Origin of the sequence: Enterobacter vonholyi (assembly GCF_008364555.1) — a bacterium.
Lineage (GTDB): Bacteria > Pseudomonadota > Gammaproteobacteria > Enterobacterales > Enterobacteriaceae > Enterobacter > Enterobacter vonholyi.
Map to the genome: position 1 here is coordinate 74,528 of NZ_VTUC01000003.1, position 20,481 is coordinate 95,008.

General features: G+C 59.0%; 16 protein-coding genes. 12 read left to right on the top strand and 4 right to left on the bottom strand.

Annotated elements, in window-relative coordinates:
* The first annotated feature begins 8 nt into the window (after positions 1 to 8).
* The 4 genes from bamB to F0319_RS04830 all read left to right on the top strand — a co-directional run bounded on the left by bamB (position 9) and on the right by F0319_RS04830 (position 4,897).
* Complete coding sequence (gene bamB, locus F0319_RS04815) at positions 9 to 1,187, top strand: outer membrane protein assembly factor BamB (protein WP_008502135.1); 1,179 nt, start codon at positions 9 to 11, stop codon at positions 1,185 to 1,187.
* 112 nt (positions 1,188 to 1,299) lie between these two features.
* Positions 1,300 to 2,775: a ribosome biogenesis GTPase Der gene (gene der, locus F0319_RS04820; protein WP_024908655.1), complete on the top strand. Its 1,476-nt coding sequence runs from the start codon at positions 1,300 to 1,302 to the stop codon at positions 2,773 to 2,775.
* Positions 2,776 to 3,075: 300 nt separating this feature from the next.
* Positions 3,076 to 4,617 carry a peptide MFS transporter gene (locus F0319_RS04825; RefSeq protein ID WP_133294913.1) on the top strand — a complete coding sequence of 514 codons (1,542 nt, stop codon included), beginning with the start codon at positions 3,076 to 3,078 and terminating at the stop codon, positions 4,615 to 4,617.
* A 58-nt stretch (positions 4,618 to 4,675) separates the two neighbouring features.
* Positions 4,676 to 4,897 carry a zinc ribbon domain-containing protein gene (locus F0319_RS04830; RefSeq protein ID WP_039024586.1) on the top strand — a complete coding sequence of 74 codons (222 nt, stop codon included), beginning with the start codon at positions 4,676 to 4,678 and terminating at the stop codon, positions 4,895 to 4,897.
* On the opposite strand, the gene F0319_RS04835 is transcribed toward F0319_RS04830, so the two are convergent.
* From F0319_RS04835 to xseA, 3 genes are read right to left on the bottom strand one after another with little or no spacing between them, the layout of a single operon-like run.
* Positions 4,894 to 5,244, bottom strand: a complete 351-nt coding sequence (locus F0319_RS04835) for a protealysin inhibitor emfourin (RefSeq protein ID WP_025757698.1) — start codon at positions 5,242 to 5,244, stop codon at positions 4,894 to 4,896. The two genes, F0319_RS04830 and F0319_RS04835, sit on opposite strands and share 4 nt — an antisense overlap.
* Positions 5,245 to 6,264, bottom strand: coding sequence for a M4 family metallopeptidase (locus F0319_RS04840; protein ID WP_149366384.1), 1,020 nt, complete (start codon positions 6,262 to 6,264; stop codon positions 5,245 to 5,247).
* A gap of 58 nt (positions 6,265 to 6,322) precedes the next feature.
* The gene (xseA, locus tag F0319_RS04845) at positions 6,323 to 7,696 is read right to left on the bottom strand and encodes an exodeoxyribonuclease VII large subunit (RefSeq protein ID WP_133294910.1); all 1,374 of its coding nucleotides are present in this window, start codon (positions 7,694 to 7,696) and stop codon (positions 6,323 to 6,325) included.
* 158 nt (positions 7,697 to 7,854) lie between these two features.
* Here xseA and guaB point away from each other — a divergent pair, with 158 nt between their 5' ends.
* Positions 7,855 to 9,321 (top strand): IMP dehydrogenase, encoded by a 1,467-nt coding sequence (guaB, locus tag F0319_RS04850; protein ID WP_008502128.1) that lies wholly within the window; start codon positions 7,855 to 7,857, stop codon positions 9,319 to 9,321.
* Positions 9,322 to 9,388: 67 nt separating this feature from the next.
* A complete protein-coding gene (gene guaA / locus F0319_RS04855; RefSeq protein ID WP_008502126.1) occupies positions 9,389 to 10,966 on the top strand; it encodes a glutamine-hydrolyzing GMP synthase in 1,578 nt (525 codons plus the stop codon).
* 55 nt (positions 10,967 to 11,021) lie between these two features.
* Here the strand turns inward: guaA and F0319_RS04860 are convergent, their stop codons facing one another.
* On the bottom strand, positions 11,022 to 11,852 hold the full coding sequence (locus F0319_RS04860; RefSeq protein ID WP_149366385.1) for a MurR/RpiR family transcriptional regulator: 831 nt from the start codon (positions 11,850 to 11,852) through the stop codon (positions 11,022 to 11,024).
* Positions 11,853 to 12,144: 292 nt separating this feature from the next.
* Between F0319_RS04860 and F0319_RS04865 the strand changes: the two genes are divergently transcribed.
* The 6 genes from F0319_RS04865 (at position 12,145) to F0319_RS04890 (ending at position 20,478) form a co-directional block, all read left to right on the top strand.
* On the top strand, positions 12,145 to 13,650 hold the full coding sequence (locus tag F0319_RS04865) for a CoA-acylating methylmalonate-semialdehyde dehydrogenase (protein WP_149366386.1): 1,506 nt from the start codon (positions 12,145 to 12,147) through the stop codon (positions 13,648 to 13,650).
* Between the two features lie 11 nt (positions 13,651 to 13,661).
* A complete protein-coding gene (iolD, locus tag F0319_RS04870; protein ID WP_149366387.1) occupies positions 13,662 to 15,587 on the top strand; it encodes a 3D-(3,5/4)-trihydroxycyclohexane-1,2-dione acylhydrolase (decyclizing) in 1,926 nt (641 codons plus the stop codon).
* A gap of 301 nt (positions 15,588 to 15,888) precedes the next feature.
* Complete coding sequence (gene iolG, locus F0319_RS04875) at positions 15,889 to 16,875, top strand: inositol 2-dehydrogenase (protein ID WP_127731936.1); 987 nt, start codon at positions 15,889 to 15,891, stop codon at positions 16,873 to 16,875.
* A 31-nt stretch (positions 16,876 to 16,906) separates the two neighbouring features.
* A complete protein-coding gene (locus tag F0319_RS04880; RefSeq protein WP_008502118.1) occupies positions 16,907 to 17,836 on the top strand; it encodes a sugar ABC transporter substrate-binding protein in 930 nt (309 codons plus the stop codon).
* Positions 17,837 to 17,890: 54 nt separating this feature from the next.
* Positions 17,891 to 19,438 (top strand): sugar ABC transporter ATP-binding protein, encoded by a 1,548-nt coding sequence (locus F0319_RS04885; RefSeq protein ID WP_025912800.1) that lies wholly within the window; start codon positions 17,891 to 17,893, stop codon positions 19,436 to 19,438.
* 11 nt (positions 19,439 to 19,449) lie between these two features.
* Complete coding sequence (locus tag F0319_RS04890; RefSeq protein WP_008502116.1) at positions 19,450 to 20,478, top strand: ABC transporter permease; 1,029 nt, start codon at positions 19,450 to 19,452, stop codon at positions 20,476 to 20,478.
* Positions 20,479 to 20,481: the final 3 nt, after the last annotated feature.

The window sequence follows — 20,481 nt, forward strand, 5'->3', positions numbered from 1 at the left end:
GGGACCCGATGCAATTGCGTAAATTACTTCTGCCAGGACTGCTTTCTGTTACGTTATTGAGTGGTTGTTCACTGTTCAGTGGCGAAGAAGACGTTGTGAAAATGTCCCCACTGCCGACGGTTGAAAACCAGTTTACCCCATCCACCGCGTGGGATGTCTCCGTGGGCAATGGGATTGGTGATTTCTATTCCAACCTTCATCCAGCGTATGCAGACAGCGTTGTCTATGCCGCTGACCGCAAAGGTACCGTGAAAGCGGTGAACGCCGATGACGGGAAAGAAGTGTGGTCCGTTAACCTGGCGGAAAAAGACGGCTGGTTCTCCCGTAAACCTGCACTGCTCTCTGGCGGTCTGACCGTTGCTGGTGGCCACGTCTACGTGGGTAGCGAAAAAGCGCAGGTTTATGCGCTGAACAGCAGCGACGGCTCCATTGCCTGGCAAACAACCGTGGCGGGTGAATCCCTGTCGCGTCCGGTAGTAAGCGACGGCCTGGTGCTGATTCATACCAGCAACGGCCAGCTGCAGGCGCTGAACGAAGCGGACGGTCTGGTGAAATGGACCGTTAACCTGGATATGCCTGCGCTCTCTCTGCGCGGCGAATCCGCGCCGGCTACCGCATTTGGTGCTGCCATTGTGGGCGGTGATAACGGTCGCGTGAGCGCCGTGCTGATGCAGCAGGGCCAGATGATCTGGCAGCAGCGTATCTCTCAGGCCACTGGCTCAACGGAAATTGACCGTCTGAGCGACGTAGACACGACGCCGGTTATCGTTAACGGTGTGGTTTACGCGCTGGCCTATAACGGCAACCTGACCGCGCTGGATCTGCGCAGCGGCCAGATCATGTGGAAACGTGAGCTGGGCTCGGTGAACGATTTCATCGTTGAGGGTAACCGTATTTATATGGTTGACCAGAACGACCGTCTGCTGGCTCTGAGCACCGAAGGCGGCGTGACGCTGTGGACGCAAAGCGACCTGCTGCACCGTCTGCTGACCGCACCGGCGCTGTACAACGGTAGCCTGGTTGTCGGCGACAGCGAAGGGTATATGCACTGGATCGATCCGGATAACGGCCGCTTTGTTGCGCAGCAAAAAGTCGACAGCTCTGGTTTCCTGACCGACCCGGTTGTGGCCGACGGCAAACTGCTGATTCAGGCAAAAGACGGCACGCTGTACGCGATCACGCGTTAATTACCCGGCGGTTGTAGTATACTAAACGGCTCCTGTTCACTCAGGAGCCGTTTTGACATTTTTAAAAACGCCGCGAAAGCGACGTTATTTTGAATTTTATGAGGCTTCAAACATGGTACCTGTGGTCGCGCTTGTCGGGCGCCCTAACGTTGGAAAATCCACTCTTTTTAACCGTTTAACACGCACCCGTGATGCGCTGGTTGCGGATTTCCCGGGGCTGACGCGTGACCGTAAGTACGGTCGTGCAGAGGTGGAAGGACGCGAGTTCATCTGTATTGATACCGGTGGTATTGACGGCACGGAAGACGGCGTGGAAACCCGCATGGCGGAACAGTCGCTGCTGGCGATTGAAGAAGCGGACGTGGTGCTGTTCATGGTGGATGCACGCGCTGGCCTGATGCCGGCGGACTCCGCTATAGCTAAACACCTGCGTTCACGCGAAAAACCAACCTTCCTGGTGGCGAACAAAACCGACGGCATTGATGCCGATCAGGCCATTGCGGATTTCTGGTCTCTGGGCCTGGGTGAAATCTATCCTATCGCGGCATCGCATGGCCGTGGCGTTACCAGCCTGCTGGAAACCGTTCTGCTGCCGTGGGTTGACGAAGTGAACCCGCCGGAAGAGGTGGACGAAGACGCTGAATACTGGGCGCAGTTTGAAGACGGAGAAGAGGGCGAAGAAGAAGAGCCTGAAGACGACTTCAACCCGCAGGATCTGCCGATCAAGCTGGCTATCGTCGGTCGTCCAAACGTAGGTAAGTCTACACTTACTAACCGTATTCTGGGCGAAGAGCGCGTGGTTGTTTACGACATGCCGGGCACCACCCGCGACAGCATCTACATTCCTATGCAGCGCGATGAGCGTGAATATGTCCTCATCGACACCGCCGGGGTGCGTAAGCGCGGGAAAATCACCGATGTGGTGGAGAAATTCTCCGTTATCAAAACCCTGCAGGCGATCGAAGATGCTAACGTAGTGCTGCTCGTCATCGACGCACGCGAGGGTATCTCCGATCAGGACCTCTCTCTGCTCGGCTTTATCCTCAATAGTGGGCGCTCACTGGTTATCGTGGTCAACAAATGGGATGGCCTGAGCAACGAAGTGCGTGAGCAGGTGAAAGAGACCCTCGACTTCCGTCTGGGCTTTATCGACTTTGCACGCGTACACTTTATCTCTGCGCTGCACGGCAGCGGCGTGGGTAACCTGTTCGAATCCGTGCGTGAAGCTTACGATAGCTCCACCCGTCGTCAGAGCACCGCCATGCTGACCCGTATCATGAATATGGCTGCGGAAGACCATCAGCCGCCGCTGGTGCGCGGTCGTCGCGTGAAGCTGAAATACGCCCACGCCGGTGGTTATAACCCGCCAATCGTGGTGATCCACGGCAACCAGGTGAAAGACCTGCCGGACTCCTACAAGCGTTACCTGATGAACTACTTCCGTAAATCGCTGGACGTGATGGGCACGCCTATCCGTATCCAGTTTAAGGAAGGGGAAAACCCGTTCGCCAACAAGCGCAACACCCTGACGCCAAACCAGATGCGCAAGCGTAAGCGTCTGATTAAGCACATTAAGAAAAGCAAATAAGCTTTGCTGAACACACAAAAGCCCGCGACTATCGCGGGCTTTTTTTTGTCCAATCATACCGCCGGTTTTCTCTGTGTGAAGTCAATCACTATTCACTTTTAACCATGTTTAAATCTAAGAAAGTAGACAATCGTCGAATTTTCATCTTAAAGTCCAGGGTCCGGTACTAGACAAAACTAGCGCCTGGTTATCAAATGGTTAACTAACTTTTCGCCGCATGTAAAAAATCGGCCAGATACGTAACTGGCCGGCGTACCTGCTGGTGTTTACAAGCACGACGACATACCTTTCGGGAGAATTATGCAATCCACTGTTAATCAAAAAGAGAGCCGAACGTTCTTCGGCCACCCGTATCCGCTCGGTTCGCTGTTCTTCACCGAGATGTGGGAGCGTTTCTCGTTTTACGGCATTCGTCCGTTACTGATCCTGTTTATGGCCGCCACCGTCTATGACGGCGGGATGGGCCTGGCGCGTGAAAACGCCTCGGCGATTGTCGGTATCTTTGCCGGTACCATGTACCTGGCCGCGCTGCCGGGCGGCTGGCTGGCGGATAACTGGCTCGGTCAGCAGAGAGCCGTCTGGTACGGTTCGATCCTGATTGCGCTCGGTCACCTGTCGATTGCGCTCTCGGCGGTGATGGGGAACAACCTGTTCTTTATCGGCCTGATGTTCATCGTGCTCGGCTCCGGGCTGTTCAAGACCTGTATTTCAGTGATGGTCGGTACCCTGTATAAAAAAGGCGACGCGCGTCGCGACGGCGGTTTCTCGCTGTTCTATATGGGTATCAACATGGGCTCGTTCATCGCGCCGCTGATTTCCGGCTGGCTGATTAAAACCCACGGCTGGCACTGGGGCTTTGGTATTGGCGGTATTGGGATGCTGGTAGCGCTGATTATCTTCCGCGTGTTTGCCGTTCCGGCCATGAAACGCTATGACGGCGAAGTTGGCCTCGACTCCACCTGGAACAGCCCGGTGGTGAAGCGTAACGGCGTGGGCGTTTGGCTGCTGGCGCTGGCGGCAGGCGTGGCAACGCTCGTGACGCTGATTGCGCAGGGCGTGATTGTGATTAACCCGGTCGCGGTAGCCAGCGTGCTGGTCTACGTGATTGCGGCATCCGTTGCCCTCTACTTTATTTATCTGTTTGTTTTTGCAGGCCTGAACCGTAAAGAGCGCGCCAGGCTGCTGGTCTGCTTTATTTTGCTGATCTCCGCGGCGTTCTTCTGGTCCGCGTTTGAACAGAAGCCAACCTCGTTCAACCTGTTTGCCAACGACTACACTAACCGCATGATCGGCGATTTCGAAATTCCGGCGGTGTGGTTCCAGTCAATCAACGCCCTGTTCATCATCCTGCTGGCACCGGTGTTCAGCTGGGCGTGGCCAAAGCTGGCGAGCATGAACATTCGTCCGAGCAGTATCACCAAGTTTGTTATCGGTATTCTGTGTGCCGCAGCGGGCTTTGGCCTGATGATGCTGGCGGCACAGAACGTGCTGAGCAGCGGTGGGGCGGGCGTATCGCCGTTCTGGCTGGTGGGCAGCATCCTGATGTTGACGCTCGGCGAACTGTGTCTCAGCCCGATTGGCCTGGCAACCATGACGCTGCTGGCGCCGGAGAGAATGCGCGGCCAGATGATGGGGCTGTGGTTCTGTGCGAGCGCGCTGGGTAACCTGGCGGCGGGTCTGATTGGCGGCCACGTGAAGGCCGACCAGCTGGATATGCTGCCGGATCTCTTTGCGCGTTGCTCCATCGCGCTGCTGATTTGTGCTGCGGTACTGATCGTCCTCATTGTTCCGGTACGCCGCATGCTGGAAAATGCGCAGACTAAACCGGCAGCTGAAGCCTGATAAAATTCACCCTGGCGGGGCAGTTATCTTGCCCCGATAAAACCCAACAGGAGAGAATATGACGATTACCTGCCCGGATTGCCAGGCACCGCTTGAGCCCCTGAACGGGGTGGCACACTGCGAAAGCTGTAATAAAGATATTGTGCTTGAAGCCCGCTGCCCGGAGTGCCATCAGCCACTCCAGGTCTTAAAAGCCTGTGGGGCGGTGGATTATTTCTGCCAGAACGGCCACGGTCTTATCTCTAAAAAACGCGTGGAGTTCGTTCGGGCCGAAGGTTAATCGCACACGCAGCCTTCGCCTTTCTTCCACAGCTCGACCAGCGACTCAGGCGCTTCCTGCTCCGGTACCAGCACGATGATATCGGTGTAGTGCGCCTGATTTTGCCCGGTCCAGATAATCTGGATGCGGAAATAGCGCTGGTCGCCGCTGCCGGGTGACGAGGCCTGTCCCGGCGGCTGACCGCGTGGAAAGGCCTGCTCCAGGATGCTTACCAGGCGCTGGCGCTGGGCCTCATTGAGCGAGGAGAGCGCGATGGTGCGCTGTCCGCTCAGCTTGGGAATAAAAGCGACGCCGCCTTCCCGGGCCAGCTCAACAACGGCGTCATCCGTCAGTTCCGGAACCTGCATTTACAACACTCCCACCTGTTCCCATGCTTGTTTAATGGCCGCCCCCACGTCGCCGCCGGAACGTTTCTCTCCGTGCGCGATCGTCAGTTTTGCGAAAGTCTCAAAATCCGCATCCTGCGCCAGATTGCGATCGCAAACCGTGTCGTACCAGGCATAACCCGCTTTTTTCCAGGCGTAGCCGCCGATCGCCGTTGCCGCCAGATAAAAAGCCCGGTTGGGGATGCCGGAGTTCAGATGCACGCCGCCGTTATCCTCGCGCGTTTTAATGAAATCTTTCATGTGCGCGGGCTGCGGGTCTTTGCCAAGCAGCGGATCGTTGTAGGCAGTGCCCGGTTCAGACATCGAGCGCAGCCCTTTGCCGTTGATACCTTTTGCCAGTAATCCCTCGCCAATGAGCCAGTCCGCTTTATCGGCGGTTTGCTTCAGATGGTACTGCTTAACCAGTGAGCCAAACACGTCCGACAGCGACTCGTTCAGCGCGCCGGACTGCTCAAAGTAGATAAGCCCGGCTTCGGTCTCGGTCACGCCGTGGCTCAGCTCGTGCGCCACGACGTCTATGGCGATGGTAAAGCGGTTAAATATTTCCCCGTCACCGTCGCCGAATACCATCTGCTGTCCGTTCCAGAAGGCGTTCTGATATTCCCGGCCATAGTGAACGGTGCCGGTTAAAATAAGCCCTTTATTATCGAGCGAATCGCGCTGATATTCTTTCCAGAAGAAATCATGGGTAATACCTAAATACTCGTAGGCCTCATCCACCGCTATATCGCCGTTCGACGGCTGGCCTTCGTAACGCACCTGCGTACCTGGTAGTTCCTGAGTCTGCTTCGCGTCGTAAATATCACGCTCAAGCTGCCCGGCTTTATTCACGTGCGGCGCAGCGGGTTTGCCGGGCATATGTGCCATCAGCGTCTGGACATGGGTTAAGGTCTGGCGGGCACAGCGCTGCTGCGGTTCGGAACCGCTTTCGATAATACGACGAAGAATATACGGCGGAATAACGCTATTAAGATGGGTCATGCTGCTCTCCTTATTAAAAAAGGGAATAGCAGCAGTATAGTAAGTAACCGGCGAAGAATTATCCGGTTTTACGCTGACGCGTTTTTTTCACCGGTTTAATTGATTTCACTTCGCTTTCTACCCAGCCGTCTGACAGGCGCGTCGTCAGCACATCGCCTGTACTCACCTGTTTGGTTTGCTTCAGCACTTTGCCGTCCGTCGCCGTCGTCACGCTATAGCCGCGCGCCAGCGTGGAGAGGGGGCTAACCGCTTCAAGGTGGGTCACCGCATTGCCAAAGCGTTCGCGGGTGGTGCTCAGTCGCGCACGGATAGTTTCCGCCAGACGATACTCCAGCTGCTGAATTCGCGTTTGCGCGCGATAAATTTTCGGCTGCGGGTTCTGCTGGTTCAGGCGCTGGGTCGCGCGCTGCTGGCGCGATATCGCGCGCTTAAGCTGCGCGTCCACCGCAACGTTCATGCGCTGACGCAGACGTTCCAGAACGGTCTGCTGACGCGCCAGACGCAGCTGCGGGTGCTGCTGCTGTAGACGGTGGTGAAGCTGGGTAAAGCGCCGGGTCCGGTTGGCGAGGTAGTAGTCCATCGCCATCTCAAGACGCTGCTGGCCGTTCTGAATCTGACGCAGCAGCTCCAGCTGGTTGCGGCTGACCACTTCCGCCGCCGCGGACGGCGTCGGCGCGCGGAGATCCGCGACAAAATCGGCGATCGTTACGTCCGTTTCGTGGCCGACGGCGCTCACCACGGGGATCTGACTTGCAAAGATTGCCCGCGCCACGCGCTCGTCGTTAAAGCTCCACAAGTCTTCCAGCGAGCCGCCACCGCGCCCGACGATTAGGACGTCGCACTCCTGACGGGCGTTCGCCAGCTCAATGGCGCGCACAATCTGGCCCGGCGCATCGTCACCCTGCACGGCGGTCGGGTAGATGATGACGGGCAGGGAAGGGTCGCGACGCTTCAGCACGTGCAAAATATCGTGCAGTGCCGCACCGGTTTTCGAGGTGATGACCCCAACGCAGTGGGCGGGGGAGGGCAGCGTCTTTTTGTACTGCTGGTCGAACAGCCCCTCGGCAGAGAGTCGGGCTTTTAACTGTTCATACTTCTGCTGCAGCAGGCCTTCGCCCGCGGGTTGCATGCTCTCGACGATAATCTGATAGTCGCCGCGCGGCTCATACAGGGTGATATTGGCGCGGACCAGAACCTGCTGGCCGTGCTGAGGGCGAAACGTCACGCGACGGTTGCTGTTGCGGAACATTGCGCAGCGCACCTGGGCGGTGTCGTCTTTTAAGGTAAAGTACCAGTGACCGGAGGACGGCTGCGTGAAGTTAGAGATCTCACCGCTGATCCAGACCTGCCCCATTTCCTGTTCAAGCAGCAAACGCACCGTCTGATTCAGGCGGCTGACGGTATAAATTGAGGGGGATTGAGAGGATAACATGTGAGCGGGATCAAATTCTAAATCAGCAAGTTATTCAGTCGATAGTAACCTGCTGAGAGGCAATCGCAAGCTTTTTTATAAAAAAGTGTAGATGCAATCGGTTACGCTCTGTATAATGCCACGGCAATATTTAACCACCCAGGTCAGAGATATTGCCCATGCTACGTATCGCTAAAGAAGCACTGACGTTTGACGACGTCCTCCTCGTTCCCGCTCACTCCACCGTTCTGCCGAATACTGCCGACCTCAGCACGCAGTTGACGAAAACCATTCGCCTGAACATTCCTATGCTCTCTGCGGCAATGGACACCGTGACTGAAGCGCGCCTGGCTATTGCCCTGGCACAGGAAGGCGGCATTGGCTTTATCCACAAAAACATGTCCATCGAACGTCAGGCAGAAGAAGTTCGCCGCGTGAAGAAGCATGAATCCGGCATCGTGTCTGACCCACAGACCGTTCTGCCAACCACCACCCTGCACGAAGTGAAAGCCCTGACCGAGCGTAACGGCTTCGCCGGTTACCCGGTGGTGACCGAAGAGAACGAACTGGTTGGTATTATTACCGGTCGTGACGTGCGTTTCGTGACTGACCTGAACCAGCCTGTTAGCGTGTACATGACGCCAAAAGAGCGTCTGGTTACCGTTCGCGAAGGTGAAACCCGCGACGTGGTGCTGGCAAAAATGCACGAAAAACGTGTTGAAAAAGCGCTGGTTGTTGACAGCAACTTCCACCTGCGCGGCATGATCACCGTTAAAGATTTCCAGAAAGCAGAACGTAAGCCTAACGCCTGTAAAGACGAGCATGGCCGTCTGCGCGTCGGCGCTGCGGTTGGCGCAGGTGCCGGTAACGAAGAGCGCGTTGACGCGCTGGTTGCTGCGGGCGTTGACGTCCTGCTGATTGACTCCTCTCACGGCCACTCCGAAGGCGTTCTGCAGCGTATCCGTGACACCCGTGCCAAATACCCTGACCTGCAGATCATCGGCGGTAACGTGGCGACGGGCGCAGGCGCTCGTGCGCTGGCTGACGCCGGCTGCAGCGCGGTGAAAGTGGGTATCGGCCCTGGCTCTATCTGTACCACGCGTATCGTGACCGGCGTGGGCGTTCCGCAGATCACCGCGGTCTCTGACGCGGTTGAAGCGCTGGAAGGCACCGGTATTCCGGTTATCGCTGACGGCGGTATCCGCTTCTCTGGCGACATCGCGAAAGCGATCGCAGCGGGCGCAGCTGCCGTAATGGTAGGCTCCATGCTGGCCGGTACCGAAGAATCCCCGGGTGAAATCGAACTCTACCAGGGCCGTTCTTACAAATCTTACCGCGGGATGGGCTCCCTGGGCGCGATGTCCAAAGGCTCCTCTGACCGTTACTTCCAGACCGATAACGCCGCAGACAAACTGGTGCCGGAAGGTATCGAAGGTCGCGTTGCCTATAAAGGCCGTCTGAAAGAGATCATCCACCAGCAGATGGGCGGCCTGCGCTCCTGTATGGGTCTGACCGGCTGTGGTACCATTGACCTGCTGCGTACTAAAGCGGAATTCGTACGCATCAGCGGTGCGGGTATCCAGGAGAGCCACGTTCACGACGTGACGATCACCAAAGAGTCCCCGAACTACCGTCTGGGCTCCTGATAAGTTTCCGCGCCCGGCTTCTGCCGGGCGCTCTGTTTTTGTTTCACTTGCCTCGGAATTAGCGTCAATGACGGAAAACATTCATAAACATCGCATTCTCATCCTGGACTTCGGTTCGCAGTACACTCAGCTGGTGGCGCGTCGCGTGCGTGAACTGGGCGTTTACTGTGAACTGTGGGCGTGGGATGTCACGGAAGCACAGATTCGCGAATTCAATCCAAGCGGCATCATCCTGTCCGGCGGCCCGGAAAGCACCACCGAAGAGAACAGCCCGCGCGCGCCGCAGTACGTATTCGAAGCTGGCGTGCCGGTATTTGGCGTCTGCTACGGTATGCAGACCATGGCAATGCAGCTGGGCGGCCACGTAGAAGGCTCCAGCGAGCGCGAGTTCGGCTATGCGCAGGTTGAAGTGGTTAACGACAGCGCGCTGGTGCGCGGTATCGAAGACTCCCTGACCGCAGACGGCAAACCGCTGCTGGACGTGTGGATGAGCCACGGCGACAAAGTTACCGCCATCCCGTCTGACTTCGTGACCGTTGCCAGCACCGAAAGCTGCCCGTTTGCCATCATGGCGAACGAAGAAAAACGCTTCTACGGCGTGCAGTTCCACCCGGAAGTGACCCACACTCGTCAGGGTATGCGCATGCTGGAGCGCTTCGTGCGCGACATCTGCCAGTGTGAAGCCCTGTGGACCCCGGCAAAAATTATCGACGACGCCGTTGAGCGTATCCGCCAGCAGGTTGGCGATGACAAAGTGATCCTCGGCCTCTCCGGCGGCGTGGACTCCTCCGTGACCGCGATGCTGCTGCACCGCGCCATCGGCAAAAACCTGACCTGTGTCTTCGTGGACAACGGTCTGCTGCGTCTGAACGAAGCCCAGCAGGTTATGGACATGTTTGGTGACCACTTCGGTCTGAACATCGTTCACGTGGAAGGCGAGCAGCGCTTCCTGGACGCGCTGAAAGGCGAGAACGATCCGGAAGCAAAACGTAAGATCATCGGCCGCGTGTTCGTGGAAGTGTTCGACGAAGAAGCGCTGAAGCTGGACGACGTGAAGTGGCTGGCGCAGGGTACCATCTACCCTGACGTGATCGAGTCTGCGGCTTCCGCAACCGGTAAAGCGCACGTCATCAAATCTCACCACAACGTGGGCGGCCTGCCGAAAGAGATGAAGATGGGCCTGGTTGAACCGCTGCGCGAGCTGTTCAAAGACGAAGTGCGTAAGATCGGTCTGGAACTGGGTCTGCCGTACGACATGCTCTACCGTCACCCGTTCCCGGGCCCGGGTCTGGGCGTGCGCGTGCTGGGTGAAGTGAAGAAAGAGTACTGCGACCTGCTGCGTCGCGCGGACGCTATCTTCATCGAAGAGCTGCACAAAGCTGACCTGTACAACAAGGTAAGCCAGGCGTTCACCGTGTTCCTGCCGGTTCGCTCCGTCGGCGTGATGGGCGATGGCCGTAAGTACGACTGGGTTGTTTCCCTGCGTGCGGTGGAAACCATCGACTTCATGACCGCGCACTGGGCGCACCTGCCGTACGACTTCTTAGGCCGCGTGTCTAACCGCATCATCAACGAAGTGAACGGTATTTCCCGCGTGGTGTATGACATCAGCGGTAAACCACCGGCTACGATTGAGTGGGAATAATTTCCCTCTGAATTAACCCAAAACCCTCTGCCCGTGCAGGGGGTTTTTTATTTTCCTATTTCCCTTCACCCAGCCGATACGCCAGCGCCACCACCAGCGACTGCACCAGGCACAGCGTCGCCGACTGAGACCGAAACGCGTCCACCTGCGCCTCTTTCACCACAAAGCAGAGGTCGCTGAACGTCGCCAGGGGGCTTATCTGGCTGTCCGTAATCACGATCTGCCGCGCGCCGACGCTGGCGGCGGTTTCGCTGACCATCACCGTCTCTTCCGCGTACGGCGAGAAGCTGATCGACACCACGATGTCGCGCGCCTTAATGCGGCTGATCTGTTCGCGCAGCATCCCGCCCATGCCGTCGAGCAGAATAGGGCGACACTCCAGGTGGCTCAGGGCATAGGTGAGGTACGCGGCGACGCTAAAGGAGCGGCGCAGTCCGGCGATGTAGATGGTGTCGGCCTCGGCCAGCAGCTGTACTGCGCGCTCCAGCATCTCCGGCTCGGCGCGGGCGGCCAGCTGCTGCAGCGCCTGCGCGTTCGAGCGGGCAAACTCCTGCAGGATATCGAGCGGCGTTTCCGGCACGGCCTCGCTCTCCATCTCGCGGAACATTCGGGCGCGGTCGCTGTAGCTGGCGGTCTCCTCCACTAGGTTCATGCGAAACAGCTGTTTCATTTCGTTGAAGCCGGTGAAGTCAAAGGCGTTGGCAAAGCGGATCAGCGTCGAGGGCGGCACGTCGGCGCGTTCGGCAATGACGGCAACCGTATCAAAGGCCACGCTGTTGGTGTTGTCCAGCACGTAGCGGGAGACCTGCTGCAGCCTCTTGCTCAGGCTATCGTAGCGATCGCGGATTTGCTGCTGCAGTTCGTTCAGGCTGGTTGCTGTCGTCATCTTATCCCCCAAATACAGTCTTATGATTCTAAACGCAAAACCGCGTCTTTTAAATATCGGCCATCCATCTGGCAGCAAAAATGAAACAGAAGATTCAGTCATTTCCTCGCCCGAGATCCCTTAATAGCGCACGTGGCGTCAGTGGTGCTGGCTGTTAACATAAAAATCCATCCTTGATCACAATAATCATCATTTATTTTATTTCAACTTAAAATGGAATATTTGTTTCATGTATAGTGTTCAGTACACAGCGTTCAGGTAACAGTCACGAATCAACAGCGAGAGGTTAAGGATGGAGACGGTAGCGAATTTTATTCACGGCGAATGTGTCACCGGTTCAGGCCAGCGCGTTCAGGCGATCTTCAACCCGGCCACCGGCGAGCAGATCCGCCAGGTGGTGATGAGTACGGCACAGGAAACGGAGCAGGCGATTGCCGCCGCGCAGCAGGCGTTTCCGGCGTGGGCGCGTCATGCTCCGCTTAAGCGCGCGCGCGTGATGTTCCGCTTCAAAGCGCTGCTTGAAGAGAACATGGATCGCCTGGCCCGCCTCATCAGCGAAGAGCACGGCAAGGTCTTCTCCGACGCGGTGGGCGAACTGACCCGCGGCCTGGAAGTGGTGGAGTTTGCTTGCGGCATCCCGCATCTGCAAAAGGGAGAACACTCGGCGAACGTCGGTACCGGCGTCGACAGCCACTCGCTGATGCAGCCGCTCGGCGTCTGCGCCGGGATCACGCCGTTTAACTTCCCGGCGATGGTGCCGATGTGGATGTTCCCGATTGCGCTGGCGACCGGCAACACCTTCGTGCTGAAGCCGTCGGAAAAAGACCCTTCTCTGGCGCTCGCGCTGGCGCAGCTGCTGAAAGAAGCCGGCCTGCCGGACGGCGTCTTCAACGTGGTGCAGGGCGATAAAGAGTCCGTTGACGTGCTCCTGACCGACCCGCGCGTGCAGGCGGTGAGCTTTGTCGGCTCCACGCCGATTGCGGAATACATTTACCAGACCGCGTCCGCCCACGGCAAGCGCTGTCAGGCGCTGGGGGGCGCGAAAAACCACTGCATTTTAATGCCGGATGCCGACATGGAGATGGCGACCAACGCCATCATGGGCGCGGCCTACGGCGCGGCGGGGGAACGCTGCATGGCGCTCTCGGTAGTGCTGGCGGTGGGGGATAAAACCGCCGATGACCTCTGTACTCGGCTGGAGAAACAGATTGCCGCGCTGCGCGTCGGGCCGGGCCTGGACCAGTCGCCGGAAAACGAAATGGGGCCGCTCATCTCCTCCGCGCACCGCAGCAAGGTGCTGGGCTATATCGACAGCGGGGAAGCGCAGGGAGCAAAACTGCGCGTGGACGGTCGCGGCTTCAGCGTGAAGGGCCATGAGCAGGGCTACTTCGTTGGGCCGACGCTGTTCGATAACGTCACTCCTGAGATGACCATCTATAAAGAAGAGATTTTTGGCCCGGTGCTTTCTGTGGTGCGCGTAGCAGATTACGCCAGCGCGGTGGATCTGATTAACCGCCATGAATATGGTAATGGTTCGGCGATCTTCACCCGCGACGGCGGCTGCGCGCGCCGCTTCTGCGAAGAGGTGCAGGCGGGCATGGTGGGGGTCAACGTGCCGATTCCGGTGCCGATGGCATTCCACAGCTTCGGCGGCTGGAAGCGTTCCATCTTCGGTGCGCTCAACGTTCACGGCAGCGACGGCGTGCGTTTCTACACCCGAATGAAAACCATCACCGCGCGCTGGCCGGAAATGCAGCAGGAGACAGGCGCTGCGTTCTCCATGCCGACGCTGGGCTGACAGGAGGCGTTATGCAAACCGAACGTATGACCATGGCTCAGGCGCTGGTCCGGTTCCTTAATCAACAGTACGTTAGCGTGGATGGCGATGAAACTCCCTTCGTGGAGGGCGTCGCCACCATCTTTGGGCACGGCAACGTGCTGGGCATTGGCCAGGCGCTGGAGCAGGATCCCGGCCATCTGCAGGTGATGCAGGGCTGCAACGAGCAGGGCATCGCCCATATGGCGACGGGATTCGCCAAACAGCACCGTCGTCAGCGCATCTTTGCCGTCACCTCCTCCGTCGGGCCGGGCGCCGCCAATATGGTCACGGCCGCGGCAACCGCTACGGCGAACCGCATCCCGCTGCTGCTGCTTCCGGGCGATATCTACGCCAGCCGCCAGCCGGACCCGGTACTGCAGCAGATCGAGCAGTATCACGATCTCAGCATCAGCACCAACGACTGCTTCCGTCCGGTCTCCCGCTACTGGGACCGCATCTACCGTCCCGAGCAGTTGATGAGCGCAATGCTTAGCGCGATGCGAACGCTTACTGACCCGGCAGATACCGGTGCGGTTACGATTTGCCTGCCGCAGGACGTGCAGGGGGAAGCGTGGGATTACCCGCTAAGCTTCTTTGCGCGTCGCGTGCACCACATCGAGCGTCGTCCACCCGATCCGCAGCGTCTGGCGCAGGCGCGGGCGCTGATCGCCCGCAAGCGTCGCCCTCTGGTGGTGTGCGGCGGCGGGGTGCGTTATTCCGGCGCGCATGAGGCGTTTCGCGACTTTGTCGAGACGCTGCAGCTGCCGTTTGCCGAAACTCAGGCCGGAAAGGGGGCGCTGGTAAGTGACCACCCACTTAACCTCGGTGGCGTAGGGGTGACGGGCGGAATGGCGGCCAACCAGCTCGCGCCGCAGGCTGACCTGGTGATTGGCATCGGCACGCGCCTGACCGACTTTACCACCGGCTCCAAGGCACTCTTTTCCCATCCGGACGTCGAATTTCTGCTACTGAACGTGGCCGAGTTTGACGCTCTGAAGCTGGACGCTACGGCGCTGATTGCCGACGCTCAAACCGGACTCCAGGCATTGACCCACGCGCTCGGTGATTACCGCAGCGGCTGGGGAGAGGCGATCGCTGAGGCGAAATCCGCCTGGCGCGACGAGTGCCGCCGCCTGTGGGATCGCCAGTGGCGTCCGGACGACGCACCCGAAGTGGCGGGGCACCTGGATACGCAGCTGGCGGAGTACGGCAAGACGCTCAACACCCGCCTGACCCAGACGCGGGTGCTGGGGCTGATCAACCAGCATGTGGAAGATAACGCCATCGTGGTGGGCGCGGCCGGTTCGCTGCCGGGCGATTTACAGCGCCTCTGGCAGGTCAAAACGCCGGACAGCTATCACCTGGAGTACGGCTACTCCTGCATGGGGTACGAGATTGCGGCGGCCATCGGCGCGAAGCTCGCCAGACCCGGGCTGCCGGTGTACGCCATGGTGGGAGATGGCTCCTACATGATGCTGCACTCCGAGCTGCAAACCGCCGTGCAGGAGGGTATTAAGGTTACCGTTTTGCTGTTTGATAACGCCAGCTTCGGCTGCATTAACAACCTGCAGATGGGGCACGGCATGGGCAGCTTTGGCACGGAAAACCGCCACCGCAACCCGGAAACCGGACGCCTTGACGGTCCGCTGGTGAAGGTCGATTTTGCGCAAAATGCGGAGAGCTACGGCTGCCGCGCGTGGCGGGTGAACGATGAGCAAAGCCTGCTGGCGGCGCTGGAGGCGTCCCGTGCGCATCCCGGCCCAACGCTGCTGGACATCAAGGTGCTACCGAAGACCATGACCCACGACTACGCCTCCTGGTGGCGAACCGGTGATGCGCAGGTGGCGGAATCGTCTGCCGTGCGTGAAGCCGCGGAGCAAACGCAGGCGCAGGTGATAAAAGCCCGTCAGTATTAAGTTTTTCCGCCGTAACGAAATTTTCATTTCATTTTTATTTTCCCCTCACCCCAGCCCTCTCCCCAAAGGGGAGAGGGAGAAAAGACCGCGCCGTACCGTCCCCTCTCCCCTTTGGGGAGAGAGTTATGGTGAGGGGCACATCTTCCGCGATGTTGTGAGATTGATAACAAAATTTATCTCATTCATCTCAAAAGTGTTAACCCGCACTCAAAAACATAATTTTCACTATTTATAAAAATGAAATAAATGTTTTATTTATAGGGTCGTTAGTTCACAGCATTCACCAACACCGGGAGCCGTTATGTTTAACATTGCTTTACTGGGCGCTGGCCGAATTGGCCAGGTACATGCAGCTAACATCGCCAGCCACGGCGCGACCACGCTCTGGTCCGTGGTTGACCCGAATCAGGAATTTGCCACCCGCCTCGCCACGCAGTATCAGGCCCGCCAGCAGAGCCTGGATGAAGCGATGACCGACCCTAACGTTCACGCCGTGCTGATCGCCTCTGCCACCGATACCCACGCGGACCTGATTGAAATGGCCGCCCGCCACGGCAAGGCCATCTTCTGTGAAAAGCCGGTACACCTCGACCTCGCCCGCGTGCGCGACTGCCTGAAGGTGGTCAAAGAGTATGACGTGCCGCTGTTCATTGGCTTTAACCGCCGCTTTGACCCGCAGTTCCGCCGCGTGAAAACCGACGCGCAGGCCGGGTGCATCGGCAAACCGGAATCGTTGCTCATCATCTCCCGCGACCCGTCTCCGCCGCCTGCGGAGTACGTGCGCGTTTCCGGCGGCATGTTCCGCGATATGACCATTCACGACTTTGACATGGCCCGCTTCATCATGGGCGAAGAGCCGGTGTCGGTGTATGCCCAGGGCAGTAACCTGGTCGATCCGGCGATTGGCGAGGCGGGGGACATCGATACCGCGTTTATCGTTCTGAAATACGCTTCCGGCGCGATGGCGACCATCGTTAACAGCCGCCGTTCATCTTACGGCTACGACCAGCGCCTGGAGCTGCACGGCTCCGAAGGGCTGCTGTGCGCGGGCAACATTCTGGAAAACCAGGTGCAGCACTACGGCAAACAGGGCTGCACCAGCGCGCTGCCGGAACACTTCTTCCTGCAGCGCTACAAATCCGCTTACGCCGCGGAATGGGAACACTTTGTCGCGGTCCTGCGCGGCGAAGCGGTACCTGACTGCAGCGGCGATGATGGTGAACGTGCGCTGTACCTCGCGGATAAAGCGCTGGAGTCACTCCGCAGCCAGCGCGAGATCGTCCTCTAAACACAACTACCCTACACAGAGAGACATAATAATGAAAAAACTGATCGTAGCCGCCCTCATCGCCATGACGTCCGGGGCCGCCCTCGCCGAAAACGAGCAAATTGTTTTCAGTACGCCAAACCTGGCCATGCCGTTTGAAGTTCACATGCAGCGCACGGCGGTGAAAGCCGCAAAAGAGATGGGCGTGAAGCTTCAGGTACTGGACGGGCAGGGCAGCTCGCCGAAGCAGGTTGCTGACCTGGAAAACGCCATCACCCGCGGGGCGCAGGGCTTTATCGTTTCCCCGAACGATGTGAACGCGGTCTCCAGCGCGGTGGATGAAATTCAGGATGCGAAGCTGCCGGTGGTCACCCTTGACCGCTCCGTCGACAGCCAGAAGAAGGTGCCGCACTTTGGCGCCAACAACTACAAGGGCGGCCAGGCGATTGGCGACTTCGTTAAAACCAAATTCCCCGACGGGGCGGAGATCATTCTGCTGACCGGCCAGCCGGGCTCCTCCTCCAACATCGAACGCACCAAAGGGATCCGCGACAGCCTGAAGGCGGGCGGGGATAAGTACAAGATTGTCGCCGATCAGACCGGCAACTGGATGCGTTCTGAAGGGATGCGCATCGTGGAAAGCGTGCTGCCCTCGCTGCCGAAACGTCCTCAGGTGATCCTCTCCGCTAACGACGACATGGCGCTGGGGGCGATCGAAGCGCTGCAGAGCCAGGGCGTGAAGCCGGGCGAAATTCTGGTCACAGGCTTTGACGCGGTACCGGAAGCGCTGGCCCGCGTGCGCGACGGCTGGCTGGCGGTGACGGCGGACCAGCGTCCGGGTTTTGCGGTGCAGACGGCGATGAGCCAGCTGGTGGCCAACGTGCGCGAGAAGAAAGCCATCACCGGGGCCGACTACCCGCCGACGCTGATCACTAAAGAGAACCTGCAGCAGGCTGAGCGTATCGGTGAGGCCGGTAACTGATTTATCCGCAGCCGCCGCTGGCGCGGCGGCTCACTCTAAAGGAGGAGCAGACCGATGTCGCAACCCTTACTGAAAGTGACCGACCTGGCAAAAAGCTTTTCCGGCGTCTGGGCGTTAAGCAGCGCCCAGCTGACCGTCGGCGCGGGCGAGATCCACGCCCTGCTGGGGGAAAACGGGGCGGGTAAATCCACGCTGCTGAAGGCGCTCGCGGGGGCGCAGCCGCAAACCCGCGGGGATATCTGGTTCAACGGCGAAACGCTGCCGGTGGACGACTCCCCGGTGGAGCGCCAGAACAAGGGCATTATCACCATCTATCAGGAATTTAATCTGCTGCCCAACATGACCGTCGCGGAAAACATGTTTCTCGGGCGCGAGCCGCGTAAACGCAACCTGATCGTCGACGAAAAGGCGGTTAATCAGGAAGCGCAGGTCATTCTCGACTATCTGCAGCTGAACGTTGCGCCGACCACGCCGGTCGCCCGTCTGAGCGTTGCCCAGCAGCAGATGGTGGAGATCGCCCGGGCGCTGACCCTCAACGCCAGGCTGATCATTATGGACGAACCTTCCGCCGCGCTGAGCGACAGCGAGGTGGAAAGCCTGCATCGCGTGGTGCGGGAGCTTAAAAACCGCGGCGTAAGCATTATTTACGTTACCCACCGCCTGCACGAAGTTTTCCAGCTCTGCGACCGCTTCACCGTTTTCCAGGACGGCCGCTTCACCGGCACCGGCGCGGTGGCGGAGACCAACGTCGAACAGCTGATCCGCCTGATGGTCGGGCGCGACGTGGCCTTTAACCGTCGTCCCGCCAGCGAAACCCATCATGAGGACAAACCCGTCCGCCTGGCGGTGAAGGGGCTGAGCCGCGAAAAGCCGCCGCTGGATCCGCACGGCATTGCCCTGCATGACATCAGCTTCCACGTTCACGCCGGGGAGGTCTTAGGCATTGCCGGACTGGTGGGCGCCGGGCGCACCGAAGTGGCCCGCTGCCTGTTTGGCGCGGACGCGTTTACCTCGGGCAGCTTTGAACTGGACGGCGTGCCGTACCAGCCGCGCGACCCGCTTTATGCGCTCGATCAGGGCGTGGCGCTGGTGCCGGAAGACCGCAAAAAAGAGGGGGCGGTGCTGGGGCTGTCGATTCGCGACAACCTGTCGCTCTCCTGCCTCTCTTCGCTGCTGCAGTGGCGCTGGTTCGTGAACACCCGCAAAGAGGACGATCTGATCGAGTCCTACCGCAAGGCGCTGCAGATCAAAATGGTCAACAGCGCGCAGGAGGTGCGCAAGCTCTCCGGTGGTAACCAGCAAAAGGTGATCCTCGCGCGCTGCATGGCGCTCAACCCGCGGGTGCTGATCGTAGATGAGCCGACGCGCGGCATTGACGTGGGGACCAAATCAGAAGTGCACCAGGTGCTGTTTGACATGGCGAAAAAGGGCGTGGCGGTGATCGTGATCTCCTCCGATCTGCCTGAAGTGATGGCGGTGTCAGACCGGATCATTACCCTGAGCGAAGGGCGAGTGACCGGCGAGATCCACGGTGACGACGCTAACGAAGAACGGCTGATGACGATGATGGCCATCAACCACAACGCCCTGAACGCGGCATAACGGAGTTTCTCATGACGCAGATGATTTCTAAAACGCAGGCCCCGGTCAAACGCGCCGGACGCATCGATCCCATCGCCTTCTTCGAGCGCTTCGGGGTGCTGATTTTCATGATCTTGCTGCTGATCTTCTTTCAGTCGCAGAACAGCAATTTTTTCTCTGAACGCAATATTTTCAACATCCTGACCGAAGTCTCCATCTACGGGATCATGGCCGTGGGGATGACCTTTGTCATCCTGACCGCCGGGATTGACCTTTCCGTCGGCTCAATTCTGGCGGTCTGCGCCATGACCGCGGCGTACGTGATTAAGGGCGACAACTTCACCACCGTCGACCCGAACGCCTGGGGCGGCATGAGCTGGCTGATTGGGCTGGGGATTTGTCTGGCGATGGGCACGGCGATTGGCTTCCTGCACGGTCTGGGCGTAACCCGTCTGCGCCTGCCGCCGTTCATCGTGACCCTCGGCGGGATGACCATCTGGCGCGGCCTGACGCTGGTGATCAACGACGGCGCGCCGATTGCCGGTTTCGATCAGGGCTACCGCTGGTGGGGGCGCGGGGAGCTGCTCGGCATCTCCATTCCGATCTGGATCTTCGCCATCGTCGCCCTCGGCGGCTATCTGGCGCTGCATAAAACCCGCTGGGGCCGATTCGTCTACGCCATCGGCGGTAACCCGGAGGCGGCGCGCCTGGCGGGGGTGAACGTCAAGCGCGTGCTGGTCAGCGTCTATGTGCTGATCGGCTGTCTGGCGGGACTGGCGGGCTTCATCCTGAGCGCGCGTCTGGGGAGCGCCGAGGCGGTGGCCGGGATCTCTTTTGAGCTGCGCGTCATCGCCTCGGTGGTGATCGGCGGTACCTCGCTGATGGGCGGCTACGGGCGCATCGGCGGCACCATTATCGGCTCCATCATCATGGGGATTCTGATTAACGGCCTTGTGCTGATGAACGTCTCGGCCTACTACCAGCAGATTATCACCGGATTAATTATCGTTCTGGCGGTGGCGTTTGATACCTACGCCAAGAGCCGTCGCGGCGCACTGTGAGGA